The sequence below is a fragment of the Lactobacillus paragasseri genome (assembly GCF_003584685.1).
Lineage (GTDB): Bacteria > Bacillota > Bacilli > Lactobacillales > Lactobacillaceae > Lactobacillus > Lactobacillus paragasseri.
Window position 1 is genome coordinate 101,180 of the sequence record NZ_AP018549.1, and the last position, 19,482, is coordinate 120,661.

The 19,482-nt window shown below is 34.8% G+C and carries 21 protein-coding genes and 1 riboswitch; of the genes, 11 read left to right on the forward strand and 10 right to left on the reverse strand.

What is annotated here, in order from left to right; genetic code table 11:
• Window positions 1-4 precede the first annotated feature (4 nt).
• From LpgJCM5343_RS00425 to LpgJCM5343_RS00435, 3 genes are all read right to left on the reverse strand, one after another.
• Window positions 5-763 (reverse strand): amino acid ABC transporter ATP-binding protein, encoded by a 759-nt coding sequence (locus LpgJCM5343_RS00425; protein ID WP_003649659.1) that lies wholly within the window; start codon window positions 761-763, stop codon window positions 5-7.
• Window positions 753-2,366: an ABC transporter substrate-binding protein/permease gene (locus LpgJCM5343_RS00430; RefSeq protein WP_101890900.1), complete on the reverse strand. Its 1,614-nt coding sequence runs from the start codon at window positions 2,364-2,366 to the stop codon at window positions 753-755. The genes LpgJCM5343_RS00425 and LpgJCM5343_RS00430 overlap by 11 nt, the downstream gene beginning before the upstream one ends.
• A 114-nt stretch (window positions 2,367-2,480) precedes the next feature.
• Window positions 2,481-2,655, reverse strand: a riboswitch (Lysine riboswitch).
• A 47-nt stretch (window positions 2,656-2,702) separates the two neighbouring features.
• Window positions 2,703-3,329: a DNA-3-methyladenine glycosylase gene (locus LpgJCM5343_RS00435; RefSeq protein WP_003649657.1), complete on the reverse strand. Its 627-nt coding sequence runs from the start codon at window positions 3,327-3,329 to the stop codon at window positions 2,703-2,705.
• Window positions 3,330-3,403: 74 nt separating this feature from the next.
• Between LpgJCM5343_RS00435 and LpgJCM5343_RS00440 the strand changes: the two genes are divergently transcribed.
• On the forward strand, window positions 3,404-3,766 hold the full coding sequence (locus LpgJCM5343_RS00440) for a DUF488 domain-containing protein (protein WP_020806660.1): 363 nt from the start codon (window positions 3,404-3,406) through the stop codon (window positions 3,764-3,766).
• Here the strand turns inward: LpgJCM5343_RS00440 and LpgJCM5343_RS00445 are convergent.
• The 3 genes from LpgJCM5343_RS00445 to LpgJCM5343_RS00455 form a co-directional block, all read right to left on the reverse strand.
• A complete protein-coding gene (locus tag LpgJCM5343_RS00445; protein ID WP_003649655.1) occupies window positions 3,763-4,545 on the reverse strand; it encodes a TerC family protein in 783 nt (260 codons plus the stop codon). The two genes, LpgJCM5343_RS00440 and LpgJCM5343_RS00445, sit on opposite strands and share 4 nt — an antisense overlap.
• Window positions 4,532-5,062, reverse strand: a complete 531-nt coding sequence (locus LpgJCM5343_RS00450; RefSeq protein WP_003649654.1) for a methylated-DNA--[protein]-cysteine S-methyltransferase — start codon at window positions 5,060-5,062, stop codon at window positions 4,532-4,534. Before LpgJCM5343_RS00450 ends, LpgJCM5343_RS00445 begins: the two co-directional genes overlap by 14 nt.
• Window positions 5,063-5,177: 115 nt before the next feature.
• Window positions 5,178-5,891, reverse strand: coding sequence for an NAD-dependent protein deacylase (locus tag LpgJCM5343_RS00455; protein ID WP_049161835.1), 714 nt, complete (start codon window positions 5,889-5,891; stop codon window positions 5,178-5,180).
• 123 nt (window positions 5,892-6,014) lie between these two features.
• Between LpgJCM5343_RS00455 and LpgJCM5343_RS00460 the strand changes: the two genes are divergently transcribed.
• Window positions 6,015-6,491 (forward strand): hypothetical protein, encoded by a 477-nt coding sequence (locus tag LpgJCM5343_RS00460; protein ID WP_020806657.1) that lies wholly within the window; start codon window positions 6,015-6,017, stop codon window positions 6,489-6,491.
• Between the two features lie 84 nt (window positions 6,492-6,575).
• Here the strand turns inward: LpgJCM5343_RS00460 and cls are convergent, their stop codons facing one another.
• The 3 genes from cls to LpgJCM5343_RS00475 are packed head-to-tail and all read right to left on the reverse strand — an operon-like array spanning window position 6,576 to window position 9,708.
• Entirely contained in the window at window positions 6,576-8,033 is a 1,458-nt protein-coding gene (cls, locus tag LpgJCM5343_RS00465) for a cardiolipin synthase (RefSeq protein ID WP_024273002.1), read from the reverse strand.
• A gap of 17 nt (window positions 8,034-8,050) precedes the next feature.
• A complete protein-coding gene (locus LpgJCM5343_RS00470; RefSeq protein WP_100733140.1) occupies window positions 8,051-8,758 on the reverse strand; it encodes a zinc metallopeptidase in 708 nt (235 codons plus the stop codon).
• A 23-nt stretch (window positions 8,759-8,781) separates the two neighbouring features.
• The gene (locus LpgJCM5343_RS00475; RefSeq protein ID WP_003649649.1) at window positions 8,782-9,708 is read right to left on the reverse strand and encodes an alpha/beta hydrolase; all 927 of its coding nucleotides are present in this window, start codon (window positions 9,706-9,708) and stop codon (window positions 8,782-8,784) included.
• 83 nt (window positions 9,709-9,791) lie between these two features.
• Here LpgJCM5343_RS00475 and LpgJCM5343_RS00480 point away from each other — a divergent pair, with 83 nt between their 5' ends.
• On the forward strand, window positions 9,792-10,547 hold the full coding sequence (locus LpgJCM5343_RS00480) for a ribonuclease H1 domain-containing protein (RefSeq protein WP_020806654.1): 756 nt from the start codon (window positions 9,792-9,794) through the stop codon (window positions 10,545-10,547).
• 159 nt (window positions 10,548-10,706) lie between these two features.
• On the opposite strand, the gene LpgJCM5343_RS00485 is transcribed toward LpgJCM5343_RS00480, so the two are convergent.
• Complete coding sequence (locus tag LpgJCM5343_RS00485) at window positions 10,707-11,675, reverse strand: DUF1002 domain-containing protein (RefSeq protein WP_003649647.1); 969 nt, start codon at window positions 11,673-11,675, stop codon at window positions 10,707-10,709.
• Window positions 11,676-11,802: 127 nt separating this feature from the next.
• Here LpgJCM5343_RS00485 and LpgJCM5343_RS00490 point away from each other — a divergent pair, with 127 nt between their 5' ends.
• From LpgJCM5343_RS00490 to LpgJCM5343_RS00525, 8 genes are all read left to right on the forward strand, one after another.
• Window positions 11,803-12,633: a glycosyltransferase family 2 protein gene (locus tag LpgJCM5343_RS00490; RefSeq protein WP_003649646.1), complete on the forward strand. Its 831-nt coding sequence runs from the start codon at window positions 11,803-11,805 to the stop codon at window positions 12,631-12,633.
• Window positions 12,634-12,657: 24 nt separating this feature from the next.
• Window positions 12,658-13,320 carry an alpha/beta fold hydrolase gene (locus LpgJCM5343_RS00495; protein WP_003649645.1) on the forward strand — a complete coding sequence of 221 codons (663 nt, stop codon included), beginning with the start codon at window positions 12,658-12,660 and terminating at the stop codon, window positions 13,318-13,320.
• 88 nt (window positions 13,321-13,408) lie between these two features.
• A complete protein-coding gene (locus LpgJCM5343_RS00500) occupies window positions 13,409-13,771 on the forward strand; it encodes a hypothetical protein (protein WP_101890901.1) in 363 nt (120 codons plus the stop codon).
• An 83-nt stretch (window positions 13,772-13,854) separates the two neighbouring features.
• A complete protein-coding gene (locus tag LpgJCM5343_RS00505; RefSeq protein ID WP_049149488.1) occupies window positions 13,855-14,844 on the forward strand; it encodes a ribose-phosphate diphosphokinase in 990 nt (329 codons plus the stop codon).
• Window positions 14,845-14,999: 155 nt separating this feature from the next.
• On the forward strand, window positions 15,000-15,839 hold the full coding sequence (locus LpgJCM5343_RS00510; protein WP_250881783.1) for a hypothetical protein: 840 nt from the start codon (window positions 15,000-15,002) through the stop codon (window positions 15,837-15,839).
• 379 nt (window positions 15,840-16,218) lie between these two features.
• A complete protein-coding gene (locus LpgJCM5343_RS00515) occupies window positions 16,219-17,568 on the forward strand; it encodes an amino acid permease (protein WP_077959328.1) in 1,350 nt (449 codons plus the stop codon).
• Window positions 17,569-17,742: 174 nt separating this feature from the next.
• A complete protein-coding gene (locus LpgJCM5343_RS00520) occupies window positions 17,743-18,402 on the forward strand; it encodes a TetR/AcrR family transcriptional regulator (protein WP_003649634.1) in 660 nt (219 codons plus the stop codon).
• A 20-nt stretch (window positions 18,403-18,422) separates the two neighbouring features.
• Window positions 18,423-19,262, forward strand: a complete 840-nt coding sequence (locus tag LpgJCM5343_RS00525) for a hypothetical protein (RefSeq protein ID WP_003649633.1) — start codon at window positions 18,423-18,425, stop codon at window positions 19,260-19,262.
• Window positions 19,263-19,482: the final 220 nt, after the last annotated feature.

Genomic DNA, 19,482 nt, shown 5'->3' on the forward strand with positions numbered 1-19,482 from the left:
TATCTTAAAGTTCATTGCTTCTAAAGTTACGTAAGAACTTCTTAGTCTTCTCTTCTTGAGGATTATTAAAGATCTCTTGTGGTGTACCTTGTTCCGTAATAACTCCATCGCTCATAAAGATAACTTGATCAGAAACGTCACGAGCAAATCCCATTTCGTGAGTAACAATGACCATTGTTAATCCAGTTTTAGCTAGTAACTGGATGGTATTAAGTACTTCACCAACCATTTCAGGATCTAGCGCACTAGTTGGTTCATCGAAAAGTAAGATTTCTGGATCCATCGAAATTGCCCGCGCAATAGCAACACGTTGTTGCTGTCCACCAGATAGTTGTTGAGGCTTTGCAGTTAAGAAAGGCTCCATACCAACTTTCTTTAAGTTTTCAATTGCAATTTTCTTGGCCTCCTCTTTAGAGCGTCCAAGAACCATTTCTTGACCGATCATACAATTTTGAAGCACATTTTTATTATTAAACAAATTAAATTGCTGGAAAACCATACCAACCTTTGATCGAAATTTATTACGATCAAAATGAGAATCTAGAATATTGTTGCCATGGAATAAAATCTTACCATTACTTGGTTCTTCAAGAAGGTTAATACATCTAAGCATGGTTGATTTACCACCACCAGATGGACCAATAATGGTCATTACTTCACCTTTATTGATATCAAAAGAAATGTCTTTTAATACTGTGTGATCGCCGTATTTCTTTTGTAAATGTTGTACTTGTAAAATGTTTTCTTCGTTATTATTGTTCATGTTCAAATCCAGTCTCCTTTGGATCTTCTACTTGTAATTGATTAGCCATTAAGTTGTAGTTCTTTGGACCTTCAAGCTTCTTTTCAATGAAATTAAAAATTCTAGTGATTGAGAATGTCAAAATTAAGTAGATCATTGAAATAATGAAGTAAGTTTGGAAGAATTGGAAGGTTTGACTGGCAACAGTTGTACCAACAAAGAACAATTCTGATACAGAAATAATACTTAATACTGAAGTATCCTTAATGTTAACAATAAATTCATTAGTAATTGATGGTAAACAGTTTCTGATTGCCTGCGGTAAGATAATATGCCACATTTGTTGTGAGTGAGTCATACCGATAGCAGAAGCTGCTTCAAACTGACCTTTAGGAGTAGCGTTAATACCACCACGAATAACTTCGGCTAAGTAAGCACCAGTATTAATTGAAACAATTACTAGAGCAGCTATTGTACGGTTTAAGTTAAGGTGCCATAATTGGGCAATTCCGTAGTAGATAACAGCTGCTTGAACCATCATAGGAGTTCCACGGAACACTTCAATATAAACTGCTAAAATCCAGTCAACGATCTTTAAGCCCCACTTTTTACCAGTAGACTTAGGGGTTGGGATAGTTCTAACAATCCCAACAAGTAAACCGATGAAGAAACCAACAATAGTACCAACTAAAGCTAAAAGAAGAGTCATTCCAACACCGCCAAGGATCATTGAACCATAGCGATGCATAATTGACATGAACCAGTTTTCTTTCTTGCTGCTACCGGCTTGAGGCTGCTCTTTTACAGCATCAGCCATTAATTGGTCGCGCTTTTTCTTAGAAATACCGTTTAAAATGCTATTAACTTGGTTAAGTAATTCAGTGTTGCCTTTCTTAACACCAATTGAAGTAATTGAATCATCGTGGGTAACCTTGAATCCCTGCATCTTGTTTAAGTTAACGGCAACGATGTTAGGGTTAACTGCCTTATAACTTTGGTATTCAATATCTTCTGCAACATAACCATCAATAGTACCTGATTGCAAGCTTTGACGCATTGCAGAAAAGCTTCTCATTGCTGGTTCACGCTTAGCACCATGTAATTGCTTAATTAAGTCGTAGTGCAATGTACCTTGTTGAGCAGTTAATTTTGCTCCCTTAAAATCGTTTAAGCCTTTTGCTTGAGCAAATTTTCCAGTCTTGCTTGTAATAACAACGAAAGTACTCTTTCTGTATGGTTCAGAGAAATTGATTGCCTTTCTACGTTCAGCAGTAGGAGACATACCAGCAATAATTAGGTCGATTTTGCCAGAAGTTAAAGCTGGCAATAAACCATCCCATTCGGTTTTTTCAACGACAACTTTACGATGAAGCTTTTTACCGATAATTTTTGCGATTTGTACATCATATCCATTTGCATATTGCTTAGATCCATCAATTGGAACTGCGCCATTTGCATCTGTAGTTTGAGTCCAATTGTATGGTGGATAATTAGCTTCCATACCTATTTTTAGGGGTGCTTCCTTTTTAGCCGCTTCGGTTTGGGTAGAATTAGAACTAAAACCGATAACCAAACTTAAAATTAGGGCTAATAAAGCACTAAACCATCTTATTTTTGACTTCACTTTGAAATACCTCCAAAAATTATTTCAAATAAAGCCAATACAATAAAAGCGTAAATAAAAAGCCTCGCTGTTTACCAAAAACAACGAGGTTTGAAAATCATCAGTAATTAAACCAAATCATATAGCGCTCCCTGGGGACTACCAGGACAGTATGTAAGATATGCTCTCACATCCCAACAAGCTTAATTCGCGAAAGTAAGCTTGTTTCGGCGATAATCCTAAAAAACTACTGTCAATGTATTCGCGTACTCAAGTAGATTTTGTGGTTATCGCAACCTCTATTGCATTGGGGATTTATTTAACTGATGAAAAGATTAAACGATTTTTAATCTTTTGTCAAATAAATCCGTGATTTTTTTTAACATCTTTTTTCTTAATATCTGAAACATAGGGATTACCAGCAACTATAAATCTTAGTTTTTTCTTGGCCCATTTAGGATCTGACTGATTGATCCCGACTCTTGGAAGAGCAGTAATTTCTTCAATTTTACGTTTATGATTAATGTCAATATCGAAGGGAGAATCTTCTAACCGAGCTAAATCCCATTTTCTACTAGTAATTCCTAAAGCCTGCATCATCTTTCCAGGACCATTAGTTAAAAGCGGACCAGTTTTGCCATTACGGTTTTTAATCATGGTATCAATTCCAGTTAGTGGGTCAATGGCCCTAATTAAAACTCCTTGTGGTTCGCCTGCTGCTTGGCAGGCAACATCAAAGAAAAAATATTGCCGCTGAGAATAGATATATAAACTGCCACCAGGACGATATAAGCCTTCATTTGCTTGACTGCGTCTACCACCATAAGAATGAGCAGCACGATCTTTTACACCAACATAGGCTTCTGCTTCAACTATTGTGCCTGATAAAATTTCGTTTCCATTATTGAAAGATAGAGTTCTACCCAACAGATCTTTGCTAATTTCACTAGTAGACCGATTAGTAAAAAAATCTTCATAGTTCATATTGCTACTTCTTTCTAAAAATGTTGTACACTCGTATTTGAAAGTAAATATAAATTGTAAGGAGGAACTAAAAGGTGAATGAGATAAAAGTTGTTAGAATTTATGATCATGAGCAACCCGCAGGTTATAGAATCTTAGTAGATCGTTTGTGGCCAAGGGGAATGAGCAAGGTAAAGGCTCATTTAGATGAATGGGATAAGGAAATTGGACCAACTAATGAGTTAAGAAAATGGTTTAATCATGAAGACGATAAGTTTCCTGAATTCAAGACTAAGTATATAGCGCAACTGAAAGCTAATCCAGTAACCCCGAATTTTATTAAGAATGTGAAAGAAAAGTTAGCTCAAGAAGATGTTATTTTCTTATATGGTGCTAAAAATAAAAAGCACAACCAGGCCGTTGTGCTTAAAGATTTTATTGATAGTCAATTAGGTTAAGGCATTTTTTTGCCATGTAAGTTTTGTCGAACGTAATGAAAAATAATTGTTAAAATAACTGTACCAAAAACAATGCAGGCAAAGATTGCATCGGGCAATTTAAAGTTTAGCGGTGGCAATGAAACAAGTAGTTTAACTGCAATAATTGTAATTAAAACATAGGCCATTGTTTGAAGTTCAGGAATAATTTCCATTAATTTGATAATAACTTCTGCAACTCCTCGCATGCATAAAATACCAATCATTCCGCCAACTAAGACGACAACTGGATTATTTGACATTGCTAAAGCTGCTAAAACAGAATCAATTGAGAAGACGATATCCATTGACTCAATTGAAATAACAGTTCTCCAAAATAATGAAAGATGGTGCTTTCTTGTTTTGGAGTTCTTTTTCTTGTGGGCTTCTTTTTTTGCTGCTTCTTTCTTAGCAACTTGTGCAGGATGGCGAACATCATAAAAATACTTATAAACTAAATAAAGTAAATATAAACCACCTAAGAGTTTGATTTCCCAGAAATTAATTAGGTAAGTACCGATCCCAATTACAATAAAACGGAATAGATAAGCACCCCAAAGTCCATAGACCAATGATTTCCTTTGCTCATCTTTAGTTGGTAAAACTTGCGTTTGTGCGGCTAAAACTACCGCATTATCAACTGATAGCAAACACTCCATTAGAATTAGAGTCAGAATCATCATCCAATCTTGTCCGCTAGTTAGGACATGAGCCCAGTTATTAGCGTCAAAAAAAGGCTGATAAAGTTTAATCAATTGCATTCAAATAGCCTTCTTCAAGTTTTATTAAGCGTTGCTTTTCCTTTTCTCCCATTCTATAACTTCCCACCTTGTCTGACGCTAAAATTACGCGATGACTTGGAATAAAAATTAGGGATGGATTTAGGGCTACCGCATGTGCAACTGTTCGAACAGAAGTTGAGCCATTAATAGCAGAGGCTAAATCATTGTATGAGATGGTTGTTCCGTAAGGAATATTTTCAATCATTTTAACAACTTGATTTTGAAATGGAGTACCAAAGCTTGAATAGTCGATAGGAACGGTAAAAGAGCGACGCGTGCCTGCAAAATATTCTTTTAATTGTTGAACATAAGGAGCCAATTTTTTTGAATCTTGAACAAGAATGTGGTTAGGATAAAATCCTAAAATAGAAGATTCAATATTACTATTCTTGGAACCAACGAATGCTAATCCCAAGTTACTGATGACTAATTCATAGGTCCATGGCTTAATTTCAACAAAATCGTAATAAAAAACTTTTGCTTGGGCAAGTGGCATTTAATCCTAACCTTTCTTTTAATTAATATATTAACTCCATCTTATATTGTACAACAAAAAATAACAGAAAGAGCTATGGATAAATTAAATAAAATGTTAGTTAAGATAATATCGGTTATATATATAATTTGTCAAATACTTTTTCAGCATTTTCAATAATTGTTAAAACTTCTTTAGGAGCTGGTACAGGAGTATTATTGATAACCCATACTTTAGCAGCAGCTTGTCGATAGGCAAGAAGTTGAGCGAAAGGATAGACAACAAAACTAGTTCCAGCAATAATAACTAAGTCACTATTTTGAATTGCTTTGATTGATTCAGTTAAAACCATTTCATTAATTGGTTCGCCGTATAAAACAATGCCAGGACGAATTATTCCGTGGTCTTTTGCGTGTAGATATGATTCTTTATATTCTTCGTATGAAATTTTTTCATGACACTTAGTACAAAAAATATTATAAAGATTGCCATGAAATTCAATGACATGTTTATTGCCGGCTTTTTTGTCCAAGCCATCAACATTTTGGGTAATTAAAGTGCCATTTTTATTACAGCTAGCTGCAATTTTTTGGTGAATAATATTTGGCTGAGCATTAGGAAAATACATATTCTCCATTACAAAGTGATGGAACTTAGCTGGTTCGTGAAAGAGGGTGTCCTCGCTTAAAATTTGTTCCGGGCTTTCAGATATGCCATTATAAATGCCATTTTTTGATCTGTAGTCAGGAATATGAGAGGGCGTAGAAACTCCGGCACCAGTTAAGTACGTGACATGGTGAGCATTGTTGAGATCTGCTTGCAGAGCAGCAATTTGATTGTCTAAATCCATATGAAACCTCCTATACTTTTAATTTTCAACTAAGTCAATTATAGAATGCTGAGAGAAAAAGTGGTATTTGTTATAATTGAAGTAAGAATTTTAACGTTAATAAATAATTTTAGAAGGAAAGATATGTCACTTTTGTATATTGCTTTTGATATTTTGCTAATTGGCTATATTTTTTATAGTTGGTATTGGCAAGCAAACATTGATTATAAGGCTCGCTTTAGAAGTTCATCGGTTATTTGGGCCTTGATTTTTCTATTAATTGGATTTTATTTAGATTACTTTACTGATCCAACTTTACTCATGAATGTGTTTATTGCAACATTCTTGTTAATGAGCATTATTGATGGCGTTAGTGGATTAGCTAAAAAGAGATTAGTTGTAAGTGGATATTTTAAACGAACAGTTAAGTATAGCGACATTGCACATGTTACTTTAATTGCAGTTCCTAATCCTAAAAAGCCTACTGTAATGGCGATATTTCAGACTAATAATCGGCAAGCGTATTATCTACGCTTTTCACAGCAAATTAGTGATGTAATTGCTAACATCAGAAAATATTTAGGTTCAAATGTTGGTATTGAAGTGCAGTCAATGATGTAAATGTAAAAATACGAATATAAAAAAAGGATAAGTACTCTGATCACTACACGAAGAAGCGAAAGAGTGCTTATCCTTTTTTGTTTTTTATAAAATTGGAGAAAGTAATCTAGAAAAGGCCTGTTTAAAGCGAAGATAACGAGACCAATTATTGGTGATGTCTAAAGTTAATTCAGTACAGTTAGTAAGATCCTTTTCAAAAATCTGATTTAATTCCCGGGTAATATTTTTATCGTAGAAAACGGCATCGGTTTCAAAATTCAGACTATATGAGCGAAAGTCTTGATTCATAGAACCAACTGCTGAAAATCGTTCATCAACCATGACAGTCTTAGCATGAATAAAGCCATTGTTATAGACATAAATTTTTATTCCCTCATGTAATAAGTAGTTTGCATACCACTGAGTAGCGCGGTAAATGAAGGGGTGATCGGGCATTGAAGGAATCATGATTCTGACGTCAACTCCTGAACGGGCAGCAATAACCCAGGTCGCGATCATTGGATCGTCTGGAACTAGGTAAGGCGTTTGAATCCAGAGCGTTTTTCTTGCCATCATCATCATTCTAATCATCCCATTACGTAAGTAAGGGGTAGAGGTATCAGGTCCATCTGACACGATTTGCGTTGCAACATCATCTTCAGTTAGCTTATTTTCTTCAATCTTGGGAAAAAGTTTTTCATTGAATGAAATTGTCTCATTCTTATTAGTAACTGAAGCATTCCAGTCCATTACAAAACGTTCTTGGAGCAGTAGTGAGGCTGATCCTACAATTCTAAGATGTGTGTCGCGCCAGTAACCGAACTTTTTGCTTTTACTTACATATTGGTCGCCAACGTTGAAACCACCCGTCCAAGATATTCGGCCATCAACAACAACAATCTTACGGTGAAGGTGATAATTCATCCGATATTTTTTGATCATATTCTGAGACGTGATAAAAGCTGCCACTTCTCCCCCTAGATCAGTTAAAGGCTTAAACCAAGCTTTTGAAGCACCTGGCGATCCCCACGGATCATAAATCAATCTTATTTTCACGCCTTCACGAGCTTTTTTGATTAATAAATTAAGAAACTTGTTTCCTAAATCATCATTCATGAAGGAATAATATTCAACATTGATTGTTTCTTTAGCCTGATTGATATCATTAAAAAGAGCTTTGAATTTTTCTTCTCCGTCAGTATAAAAACTAATTTTATTGTTTTTAGAAAGCGGGGAGTCATATTTAAAGTTGAAATAGTCAATTAAAATTTTTGCTTCTTTAGAAGTATCTGTTGGTCCAGTATCCTTAGGGATACGCGGAATCATCTTATTTACTTTATTTAAGCCGATGTGTTTTTGATTATTAATTGCAAAAAGGTTTTCTTGCGATAATCCACGCCCAATAAAACCGTAAAGAATAAAGCCGAGTACAGGAAAAATAAGTAAAATAATTAGCCAGGCCCAAGAGGTAGCGACCGATCTTTTTCTATGGAACACTACGTAAAAGGCTAAAAGTGTATTAACTGCCCAAAGAAGTGTCCAAAATTCATTTGAAAAAATAATTATCCCTCCCTGTTAACTCAGTTGTTATCGTTGTTATGTCCTCCAAAAATAAAAAGAAGTCTAAATAATTGTAGCATGCTTGTTAAAACTGCTGCGACATAAGTTAAAGCTGCCGCAAATAATACTTTACGTGCCATCGGCATCTCTTGTGGAGATAAAATAGCGCCATTATTTAGCATTCTTAGTGCACGGTGTGAAGCATTAAATTCGACTGGTAAAGTTACTACCTGAAAAAGAAGAACTAGTGCAAAACACCAAATGCCAATTCTAATCAAAGTTTGATTCATTCCTAAGACTAGTCCCAGAAGAATTAATGGCATTGATAAGTTAGAACCAAGAGAAACAATTGGCACTAAGGCAGAACGCATACGCATTGGTGCATAGTTGCTAGCATCTTGTAAAGCATGTCCGACTTCATGTGCTGCTACTCCAACTGCGGCAATAGAAGAAGAGTTATAAACAGACTGCGAAAGGCTGAGAACTTTATTAGTAGGATTGTAATTATCGGTTAAGTTTCCAGCAACCTCACGAATTTCTACTTCATATAAACCAGCTTGGTCTAGAATATAACGAGCTGCTACTTTACCAGTGTAATTACCTTGATTTTGAACCTGATCGTAACGGTTAAAAGTCGAATTAACATTCATTGAGGCCCAGCCGGAAATTGCTACGCCTAAAATAATCATCCAAAAATATGGGTCATAGAAAAATGGCATATAGTACATAACGATTTTCTTTCTTTATAAAATTAATCAGTTAACTTCAAAAACTTATTGATAATATTAATTACAAAAGGATTATCATGTAGAACACTATGCTCAGCTGCGTCCCCGCGAACTTCGACTTCTTGGAAGGTGTGGGCACCAGGAGCGAGGATATAGCGAATTGATTTAGCAGAAACAACAGAAATAAACCTATCTGTATTAGTTTCATCTAAGATATTTCCATAAATATTTAAAACAGAAATATTAGGATTAAAGCGACGCTGATTGAATAGCATTCCTAAGTAGGAAATACTCATCAAAATAGGACGTCCTTTTTCATTAAGACGATTAACATTGGGTAAATCACCTAAATACATTACTCCATCAAAAGGACCAGCAATTAAAGCACAATGATCTAGGTGGGGAAAGTTCTTTCTTAAGCTTGTTTTCATTTCAACCTTTACTACTGAAGGGGCGCCTAGAGAATGGGCGACCGCACTATATTTTTTGAAATGGTATCTCTTACTTAAGTAAGACAAGGCAGTGCGCAAGTAATAGGAACTTGCATAAACGCCAGCAATTCGGTCTTTAAAAACTAATTGAACGATGGGTTGTGGATCAGCTGTCCAAGTTCCTTCCAAAATAAAATTACCAAAGGGATCAATTGTAACTTTAAGAAATTTATCTGTGCCTTTTGCCTTGCAAGCAGCATGAACCATTTTGTTAGTTGTATAATCGCCTCCGCGAAAACCATGTACGTAAAAAATTGGCGTTTGCGTAATTGTAGAAGTTGCTGCTTCTGTTGTTGAACTATCTTCAACTTTGCGTTTGTGCATTCTGAGCAGCCAGCGAGTAGGAGTAAAAGTAGCCATTAAACCTAAAAAAGTCATTCTTGCAATACTAGGTTCTTTATTTTTATGTTTATTATTCTTTTCAACTTCTTCGCTATATCTTTTTTGAATAAAAAACATGCTACATCCTCCCTTCGTATTAGTTTTAGCGTTAAAATTATTCTAACATTTTATCAGCTAGAGCAGATAGGAAAGGAATATTTATGAAATACTATGCAGTAAAAAAAGGTCGTACACCGGGTGTTTACCGAACATGGGAAGATGCTAAAAAACAAGTTGATGGCTTTTCCGGTGCGGAGTATAAGTCTTTTGAAAAGATAACTGATGCGACTGAGTATTTAGACTGGAATAAAGAAACACAACCAGATATTGTTAAAGAAGATTCTTTAAGCAATGCGATTAAGAAAATCCAAGCTGCTAACATCACACACCAGTCTAAGAAGCAAAAAGTAAAAAAGACTAGTTCTAATAATTCAGCAGACTATTTTGCAACAATTTATACAGATGGTGGATCACGAAATACTGGGGTACATAAAGGTGGGCACGTTAATAAGACTGATAGAGCAGCTTGGGCTTATTTAATTGAATGGCAAGATGGCCGTACTTATGGATCTGGCGGAGAATTCGGCGCTACGAATAATAAGATGGAATTATTGGGTCTAATTAATGCTTTAGAAAAATTGCTTGAGTTGAAATTTAATGACAAACATCTTTTATTTGTTTTAGATTCACAATATGTTTTAAATGGAATTAATAAACACTGGATTGAGGGATGGAAGAAACGTGGCTGGAAGCGATCAAATGGCCCTTTAATTAATGCTACCGAATGGAAAAGGCTAGATAGTTTACTAGGTCATTTTCCGGATAGTACTTTTAGCTGGACCAAGGGACACGCTGATAATGAAGGCAACGTTTTTGTGGACCATGAATTAAATCGTTATATGGATAAAATGAAGTAATAATCTGCTTAGTAAACAAAAAAAGTCTGCAATTTGCAGACTTTTTTAATGCACTTTTTTTAGTAGTTGCTATAATAATAACTGAAAGACTAGAACGCACGCAGGTACTAGTTTTTGACGACGGAGACGGCTATTTTAAGCCGTCTTTTTTTTAACGTTTTAGTTTAAGATAATGACACCGCCAAAGATACTTCTAAACCAGCTAACGATTGAATCAATTAATTTTTGAAACCAGTTACGAGTTTCAGGAGTATTAAATTTTGAAAAGATGTTCTTAGCACCAGATTGAATTTGGTCTGCTAGTTGACCAGCTTGTTGTTGGAAGTTTTTGTCTTTTAATGCACCAGAATTTTTAATCTTAATTAAGACATTAATAATTTGTTCTTTTTGATTATTTGTAATAGTGTCACCAAGGTGGTTAATGTTAATTTGGTTATTAACAATATCCCTGATTTGGCTATCAGAAATATTTTGTCCCTGTTTAGCCATTTCTTTTTTTGCACCAGCTATGGCATTGTTTAATTGGGCGTCAGAATAGCCATCTTTTCCCTTGTTTTGGCTAGTAATCTTACTTAAGGTATTCATTTCAGTTTGTGCTGCATTAATTTGATTTTGATTTAAAGAATTGCCATTTTTAGCATATGCGGCATAAACGCCGGCTAGGGCACCTGATCCGTCAATTGGTGTAGCAGAAGTGACGTAAATGTCCGCGTCAGAAATACCAGCAGTTAAAGCAGCATTTTTGTATTGGTTAGCAGTAATAGTTGTAATGTTATTATGGCCATTATAAGGTAAAATATGAACATTAATCCCGCTACCAGAGCTAGTTTTTTGGATCATGGCACTAGACCAAACGCCCGAATTATTAGTGAAGTCATAGCCTGAAGGATTAAGATATTTTACAAGATCTGCGCCAGTAATAGTGATGGTGGTATAATTACTACCATTTAAGGACTGCGTCAGAGTGTTAATTGTTCCCTGCTTTTGAGAAGAGGTAAGGGATGTACCTAAGGTTACAACAGGAGTGTCATTTTCATTTGCCTTAACTGTTTTAGTATTACTAATAGCAGTTAACCCTAAAATTCCGCTTGTTAAGATAGCTACAAGCGCGGTTAGTATTTTTTTCATAATAAAATTTTCTCCTTATGAATAAAATATACTCAATATGATGGCTATATTATAACCTAAATAGCTAACTGAATTATGTAAATAAGTATTAAGATGCTATAATCATAAGCAAAAGGAGGCAGACGCTGTGTTACGCCAGCCAATGTTAACGGTAATTATGCCTGTCTACAATATGGAAAAATATTTGGGCCGGGCATTAGAAGCTTTAGCAAAACAAAAAGATAAAAATTTTAAATTATTAATTGTTAATGACGGATCAAAAGATAAAACTCGCGAAGTAGCTGAGAAGTATCGTGATCGGTTTCTTTATTTTGACATTATTAATAAAAAGAATGGTGGCCTTTCTGATGCTAGAAACGTTGGAATGGCTCATGTAACTACCCCATATTTTACTTTTCATGATGGGGATGACTGGGTTGATCCTGGCTATACTGCTTATTTTGTAAGAGCATTTGATGAGCATCCAGATGTAGATATTGTTTCTTGTGGTTTTTGGATTGATTCAGAAAAAAGACATGAAAGTCATCCAGTAGGAAGTAAGCAAAGCGGGGGCTTGATCGACAAGAGAGAAGCTTATTTGAAGATGACTAATGTCTTTGGGTCACCTGTAAAAGGATATACCTGGAATAAGGGATATAAAATTAGTGTCATTAAGAAGTATCATTTGCGTTTTGTTGAAGATTTAGCCTTTATGGAAGATCAAATCTTCAACGTTAAGTACGTATCATTGACTAATGGTTTTTACTATAGTTCAACACCTTACTATCATTATTGGCAACGTGCGGATAGTATGGTGCATGATCTTAATCCCAAGAAAATACCAGATAATTTCCGAGCTAATTATCGTGTATGGCACCAAATTATTAAAAGCTTGATGGCAGAGCGTGAAGCTCAAAAAGAGAATAAAAAGATTGCAAAAAAAGCATCTTTAAGTGATTTGGATCATCAAGATTTATAAGAATTTATAGCTAAAGGAATTGGTATGAAAGTAAAAGTTAATGGAGTTGAAATTTACTATCAGAAATTAGGTAAAGGGCATCCTTTAATTTTGTTACATGGGCACCACCAAGATGGTGGAATCTTCGATAAATTAGTTGCGCCGCTTTCTTTATATTACACAGTTGTGGTTCCTGATATGCGAGGCCACGGTTTAAGTGAAGGAGAAGCAAGCGAGCATTATCAAACTGAAGTTGAAGATTTACGGGCTTTTATTAGCGCGCTTAAACTTGAAAAGCCTTATATCTTAGGCTTTGGGTCTGGAGGTTTAGTTGCTCTTTCTTTGGCCGCCCAAGCACCAGAACTGGTTTCTAAAATAATTGTTGCTGGAACTTACGTTAATGGAAATGGCGTGAATGCAAAGCACATTGCGGCTAATACTATTCGAGGCTTTTTTAAGGGAGATCGTGACAGCAGAGTGGCTTTAAGAGAGAGTCATATTCCGGTTGAAACGTTAAAACGGATTAAGACGCCTACTTTATGCGTAGTAGGTGAAAAGGATTGGGTTAAGGTTGAACATGTTCGCTGGTATAGTCAATTGCTTCCTAATTGTCGTTTAGTTTTAATGCCTCGTCAGACGCATTATAGTTATGTTGTTCATAGTTTAAAGTTACTAGATTTAATTAAAGATTTTTGTAAAGAGAGCTAAAAAAGTAGCGCTCTTTTTCTTTTTGATCTAAAAATTCGATAGAATTAATATATAAATGGAATTTAATAAATAGCAGAAGGTTAGAATAATGACAAAAATAGTGGTTCAGGGGATGAATGGCGAGATGTCTATAAATGATGACAAAATTACAATTAAGCATACTGCGCCGTTATTTCCAGGTAAACGAGAAGTAATACTAGATGTTCACAGTTTACAAGCTGTTGTATATAAAAAAGCGCATATCTTAATTAATGGCTTTTTAAAATTAGTTCCTAAGGGTGATAATCCTATGATTTATCAAACGGCTAGTTTACACCAAATGGGAAAAGATGAGCTGGCAATTGTTTTGAGAGCTTTTGAAAATACAAATCCCAAAGATGCAGAGGATTTTTATAATTATGTCGTTGGTCGCTTAGATCAAATCAAGGCAGCAGAAAATAATCAGTTATAATCTATAGCTAGAAAAGTAGAGCAAAACAGGAATTTTTAGTTATAATAAAACTAGCTGTTAATTTTACAAGGAAGGGCAAATTGATGAATAAAGAAGAATTGCACGAAATGTTGCACCCAATGAAATTAATCGGTCTTGGTGGAAACCAAGCTTTAGCAGAGAGAATTGCGGCAGCTTTGGATAAACCATTGTTAGAGACTGCTGTTCAACACTTTAGTGATGGAGAAATTCAAGTTAACATTACGGAAAGTGTTAGAGGCTGTGATGTCTACGTAATTCAATCTATTCAAGATCCAGTAAATGAAAACTTTATGGAATTGATGATTGTATTGGATGCTTTACACCGTGCATCTGCTCACTCTGTTAACGTAGTAATTCCTTATATGGCATATTCACGTCAAGATACTAAGAATCGTTCACGTGAACCAATCACTGCTAAATTATTAGCTAACTTGCTTCAATTGACTGATATTGATGACTTGATTGCTGTTGACTTACATGCATCACAAATTCAAGGCTTCTACAATATTCCTGTTGATCACTTGCACGCTATGCCAATCTTAGCTCAATACTTCTTAGATAACGGTATTGCAAGTAAGGATGATGATGATGTAGTAGTTGTTTCTCCAGATCACTCTGGTGCAAAACTTGCACGTACTTTTGGTTCTTACTTTGATGCACCTATTGCTATTGTTGATCAACGTGGTGCGCGTTATGACGCAGAAGCTCATGATATGATCGGTGACGTTAAGGATAAGACTGTTATTATCGTTGATGACTTAATTGATACTGGTTCTAGAATTGCTTCTTCAACTAAGTCAGTTTTAGCTGCTGGAGCTAAGAAAGTTTATGTTGCAGCAACTCATGCTCTGCTTTCACAAAATGCAACTGAGGTTTTAAATGGATTACCCGTTGAACAAATCGTTGTAACTGATACTATCAAGCACAAGAAGTATCCAGATAGAATGGTTCGTTTATCTGTTGCACGTTTGCTTGCTAAGGGTATTGATTACATTTACAACGATAAGTCAATTCACCGAATCTTTGATGAACAAAATAGAATTCAAGGATGATTCACATTAAATTTTAATATTTATTAAAAGGCTGAAAATTAGTAACTATGCTAATCTTCGGCCTTTTTATTTACGATAAATTTATCCTATTGTTGAATCCTCATCAATAATTAAGATATAATTAAACGAAAATTAGCATAAATGAGGTGATGAGGATGAAGAAAGTGTTTCAGGCGCAACTATATCTAAATATTTTGATAGCTGTAATTATTTTAATTAATTATCATACAGTTAAGGATTGGATTTATCTTGGAATTTTAGCTCTAGCAGTTGTAGTAAGTAAAAATAAAAGGATTTCGCAGCTAATAAATATTGTACTTATACCTATGATTTTTATCGATCAAGTTAGAAACTTGAGTGATATTCTCATTCAGCACTTTTCTCAGTTAACACTACTCATCTTTTGGATTTATGCTGTTGGGACCATAATAGTATTGATTCCGGTTACAATAGTCGAATATGGGAAAATTAAAAAGCCAATTTGGCGATTGATAGCATCGGTCTGGATGATTAATTTTGTTATTATGTTTTGCTATCTTTTAACCTTAAAAAATGTAAATCCAGACGGCTTTTTAGTGAGTTTAAATAAATCTGGCTTGGTTTATGCTTTAGCAATTTTAGTTTATGTATATTTTGCTGTTAAAAGTTGGGGTTATGAATTTTGTTTTAATTTACCAACTTTTAAAGGCAAAAAATTGCAGCTGCTTTCATTTATTTTAATTTTTGGGATAGCGATTTGGCTTTCATTTTTCCAAACATTCAGTAGATTTGCTCAGAGATGGCAAGAATTATTCTGGAATTGGGATTTTTCTTTACTTAATCCTACTGAGTCGGTCCGTCTAAAAAACGCTTGGTCTGTCTTTCTCTACTCAATAGAAGCGGAAATTGGTGAGGAAGCAGCCCGATATATAAACTTAGTTTTATTATTAGTGATTTTTAAAAGCAAAAAGTGGCAAATTAATGGTGCAGTTTTAGGCAGTGCTAATTTTATATAGCGGTAAATTATGGCCGACAATGGTAATCCATGCACTATATGATATTCTTACATTTTCTGAAACCCCATTGACTCAAGATGGCGTGGGAATTTTTGGTGGAAATATAGGTTCGCTTATTCATGTAATTATTAGTTTAGTACTTTGGGTAAGTTTTGCCGCTTTTCTTTTAATCAAGAACAGAAAATTAATAAAACAGAATGTCCAAATCTTGACCCAAGTCCAAAAAACAGATTTGACAATTTCATGAAGCAAGTTATAATACAAGCAAATAAAATAGCTAATTGATTTACTATACAAGAATTTTAATTTCATAAAATAGAAATGCCTCTAGTATAAGTTAAGTACTAGAGGCATTTTTGTCTTTAAGGGGGAGTATAAAATGGATGAAAAGGAGAAGCTAAAACTAAAGAGATCGCTTAAGAGCCGTCATGTAACAATGATTGCAATTGGTGGAGCTATCGGTACGGGGCTGTTTTTAGGATCTGGTACAGCTATTCAAAGTGCTGGTCCATCAATTATCTTGTCTTATTTGATTGTTGGTATTATTAGCTTTTTCATGATGAGAGCGTTGGGAGAGCTAATCTTAACTGAGCCTGATCAACATTCATTTATTGAATCAGTGAAAAAGTATCTAGGAAATAGAATGGAATTTGTTGCGGGGTGGACTTATTGGTTATGCTGGCTTAGTTTAGCAATGGCTGATTTAACTGCAACTGGAATTTATTTGAAATATTGGTTTAAAGATTTACCTCAATGGGTAGGGCCGTTAGTCATTGTTGTGCTGCTAATGCTTGTTAACATGGTTAATGTTGGACTATTTGGCGAGCTTGAAAGTTGGTTTTCAATGATTAAGGTTCTAGCTATCTTAGCCTTGATCATTACTGGAGCGATTCTACTCGTTATGCATACCAAAATTGACTCTAGAACAGTTTCTCTTACTAATCTGGTAAATTATGGGGGCTTTTTTCCAACAGGCTCATGGGGCTTTTTAAAGTCATTTCAGATGGTAGTTTTTGCCTTTGTCGGAATAGAAATTGTCGGTTTAACAGCAGGTGAAACGGCCAATCCAGACAAGGATATTCCCAAGGCAATTAATACTTTGCCAGTCAGAATTGGATTATTCTATGTTGGTTCCATGATTGCTATTATGGCTGTTTACCCTTGGAACAAGATTGTTACTACAACTAGTCCATTTGTACAGGTTTTTGGCGCAATTGGGATTCCTGCAGCAGCTGGAATTTTAAACTTTGTTGTTTTAACGGCAGCAATGTCCGCTACTAATAGTGCTATCTTTTCAACTAGTAGATCACTATATGCACTTTCACGTGGAAATAATGCCCCTAAAAGATTTGGAAAGTTAAGTAGAAAAGCGGTTCCTAATAATGCCTTGACCTTTTCATCGTTAATTTTATTTATCGTTGTAATTCTGAATTATATTATGCCAGCACAAGTTTTCGATATTATTTCTAGTGTATCAACAATCAATTTTATTATGGTATGGATAATTATTATGTGGACGCATTTGAAATATCGCGCAGAAAATAAAGGAAAACTAGGTAGCTTTAGAATGCCGGGATTTCCAATAACTAGCTGGGTTACAATCATTTTCTACTTAGTAATTTTAATAATTTTGGCGCTAATCCCAGCAACGAGACTACCATTACTTATCTCAATTATTTTTATTTTAGCTTTATCATTGAGCTACACTTTTTTAGAAAGAAAAAATTAAATATCACGTAAAGACTGACAAATAAAATTGTCGGTCTTTTATATAGCATTAAATTTGAAAAAAAGCAAAATCCTATCTCGTTATTAGTAATAGGGCTTGGTATAATGATTGTAATTAATGCTGTGAAAACGCTATACTGTATAGGAATAGAATAATAATAACGAGGCAAAGGATATGGCAAGACAAAAAAATTTAGCAAGACGACATGAAATACTGCGCAATACTTTTATGCTCCTGAAAAAAAGAGGCATGGAAAATGTATCACTACAAATGATTGCAGATAAATCTGGCATTTCTAAATCACTACTCCAGTCATATTACCCACATAAGAATCTATTAATTACCGAAATTGTTACTAATTTTATGACAGCAGTCTTAAAGAGTTTAAATGCGACTGATTTCAAAAATTTGAATACATATTCTAAGATGAAAATCTTTATTTATTTGATTTTAGAACAAGGTATCCAAGATGAAGGCGTTGAACGCGTTGTCAAAAGTATTTTAAGTGATGGTGATTCATTGGATCGCTGGAGCCAGATTCTTGATGATTGGCTTAAGCATGAAGGCGTTAAGCATGATTTGGGAAATGATCGTCAAGTTCAGATTGGTTTAAACTTTATTGTTACAGCTGGAGGAGGTCTATACGTAAAACGGACTGAATTTGATTTAGATGCTGATCAAATTTCTGATATAATGGTAAAAACTTTTATGTCAACATTTTTATCAATAGATGAGTCAAAGATAAGTCAAACACTTGCAGAGGCTAAATCTGCCTTACAAAAATACGAATTAACTACTTTAACTCAGGCTATTAATAAAATGTTCGACAATTAATTTTAAGGAAGGTCGAGGAAATGGCAGTACGCACACGCAGTGAGCTGCGTAGAATTGATCAGGCTCAAACTGTGCATGATAAAAGATCTTTTGGAATTGCAATCTTTACAATTGTGGTTTTGTTTTTCAGCTTAGTAACTTTTATGAACCCGATTTTTATGAGGAGTCAGATTGCCAAAGAAAGCAATGGAGTTGTAGCTGAACGCTATATCAATCAGAAGTTTGATAATTTCGCTGCAGCAATTGGTGCTGATCGAAGTAGTAACAACAGTACTAATAATCTATTAACTGTTGAGCAAACAAGACCGATTGCGAATGCAATGATTGACTATACTTTGGGAATTCATTTATTTAGAGCAGAAAATTCTAGCTTAGCTAGTCAAATTCGTAAGGTTATCTTGACTAAAATTGATGACAATTCTTCCATGGAAGCTAAGTCTGTTCAGGAAAAATTGAAGAAGAATAAGGAAAGTGGGCTTTACGCAATTATTACAAGCTTTGGCTTGGCTAATGCCACTTTAGCAGCAAATGTTGAGCTTGTATTTTTGATTTTAAATATCTTGGTTATCATTTTTGTGGGCATCTTAGCTTATCAACAAATTAAAAGACTCAAAGAAATTGTTTCAACTGGGCGCTTAATTAATATGTTTGCCGCTGGAGGGATGAGGGCATCACTAGGATTGATCGTGATTTTTGGACTATTGGCGTTCATTCCGACAATTTTCAATGTTGAAGGTTTGATCTTGAATATTGGCTATTTTTTGGAGATAGCGAGTGGCATTTTCTTAGAGTTAGTAATTGTCGGAGTAGTTTTGTTTGTAATTAGCACTGTTACTTGGCAGCTTACGAGTGCAAAATAATAAGAAGTTAACGAATATACAAAAAAGGTCTCAGGTTTTTACCTGAGGCCTTTTTCTGGGAAATGGCGCCGGATTGGATGATCTTAATTGTATTCAAGTAAGTGTAAAGTAGTTAGGGTATAAAATAATTGTAATATGCAACAGCCATAACGGCTCTTGTAAGGGTCCTCAACCATTTCTCACTACTTATTTTTACAGTAATTAGGGTTTAAATCAAGTT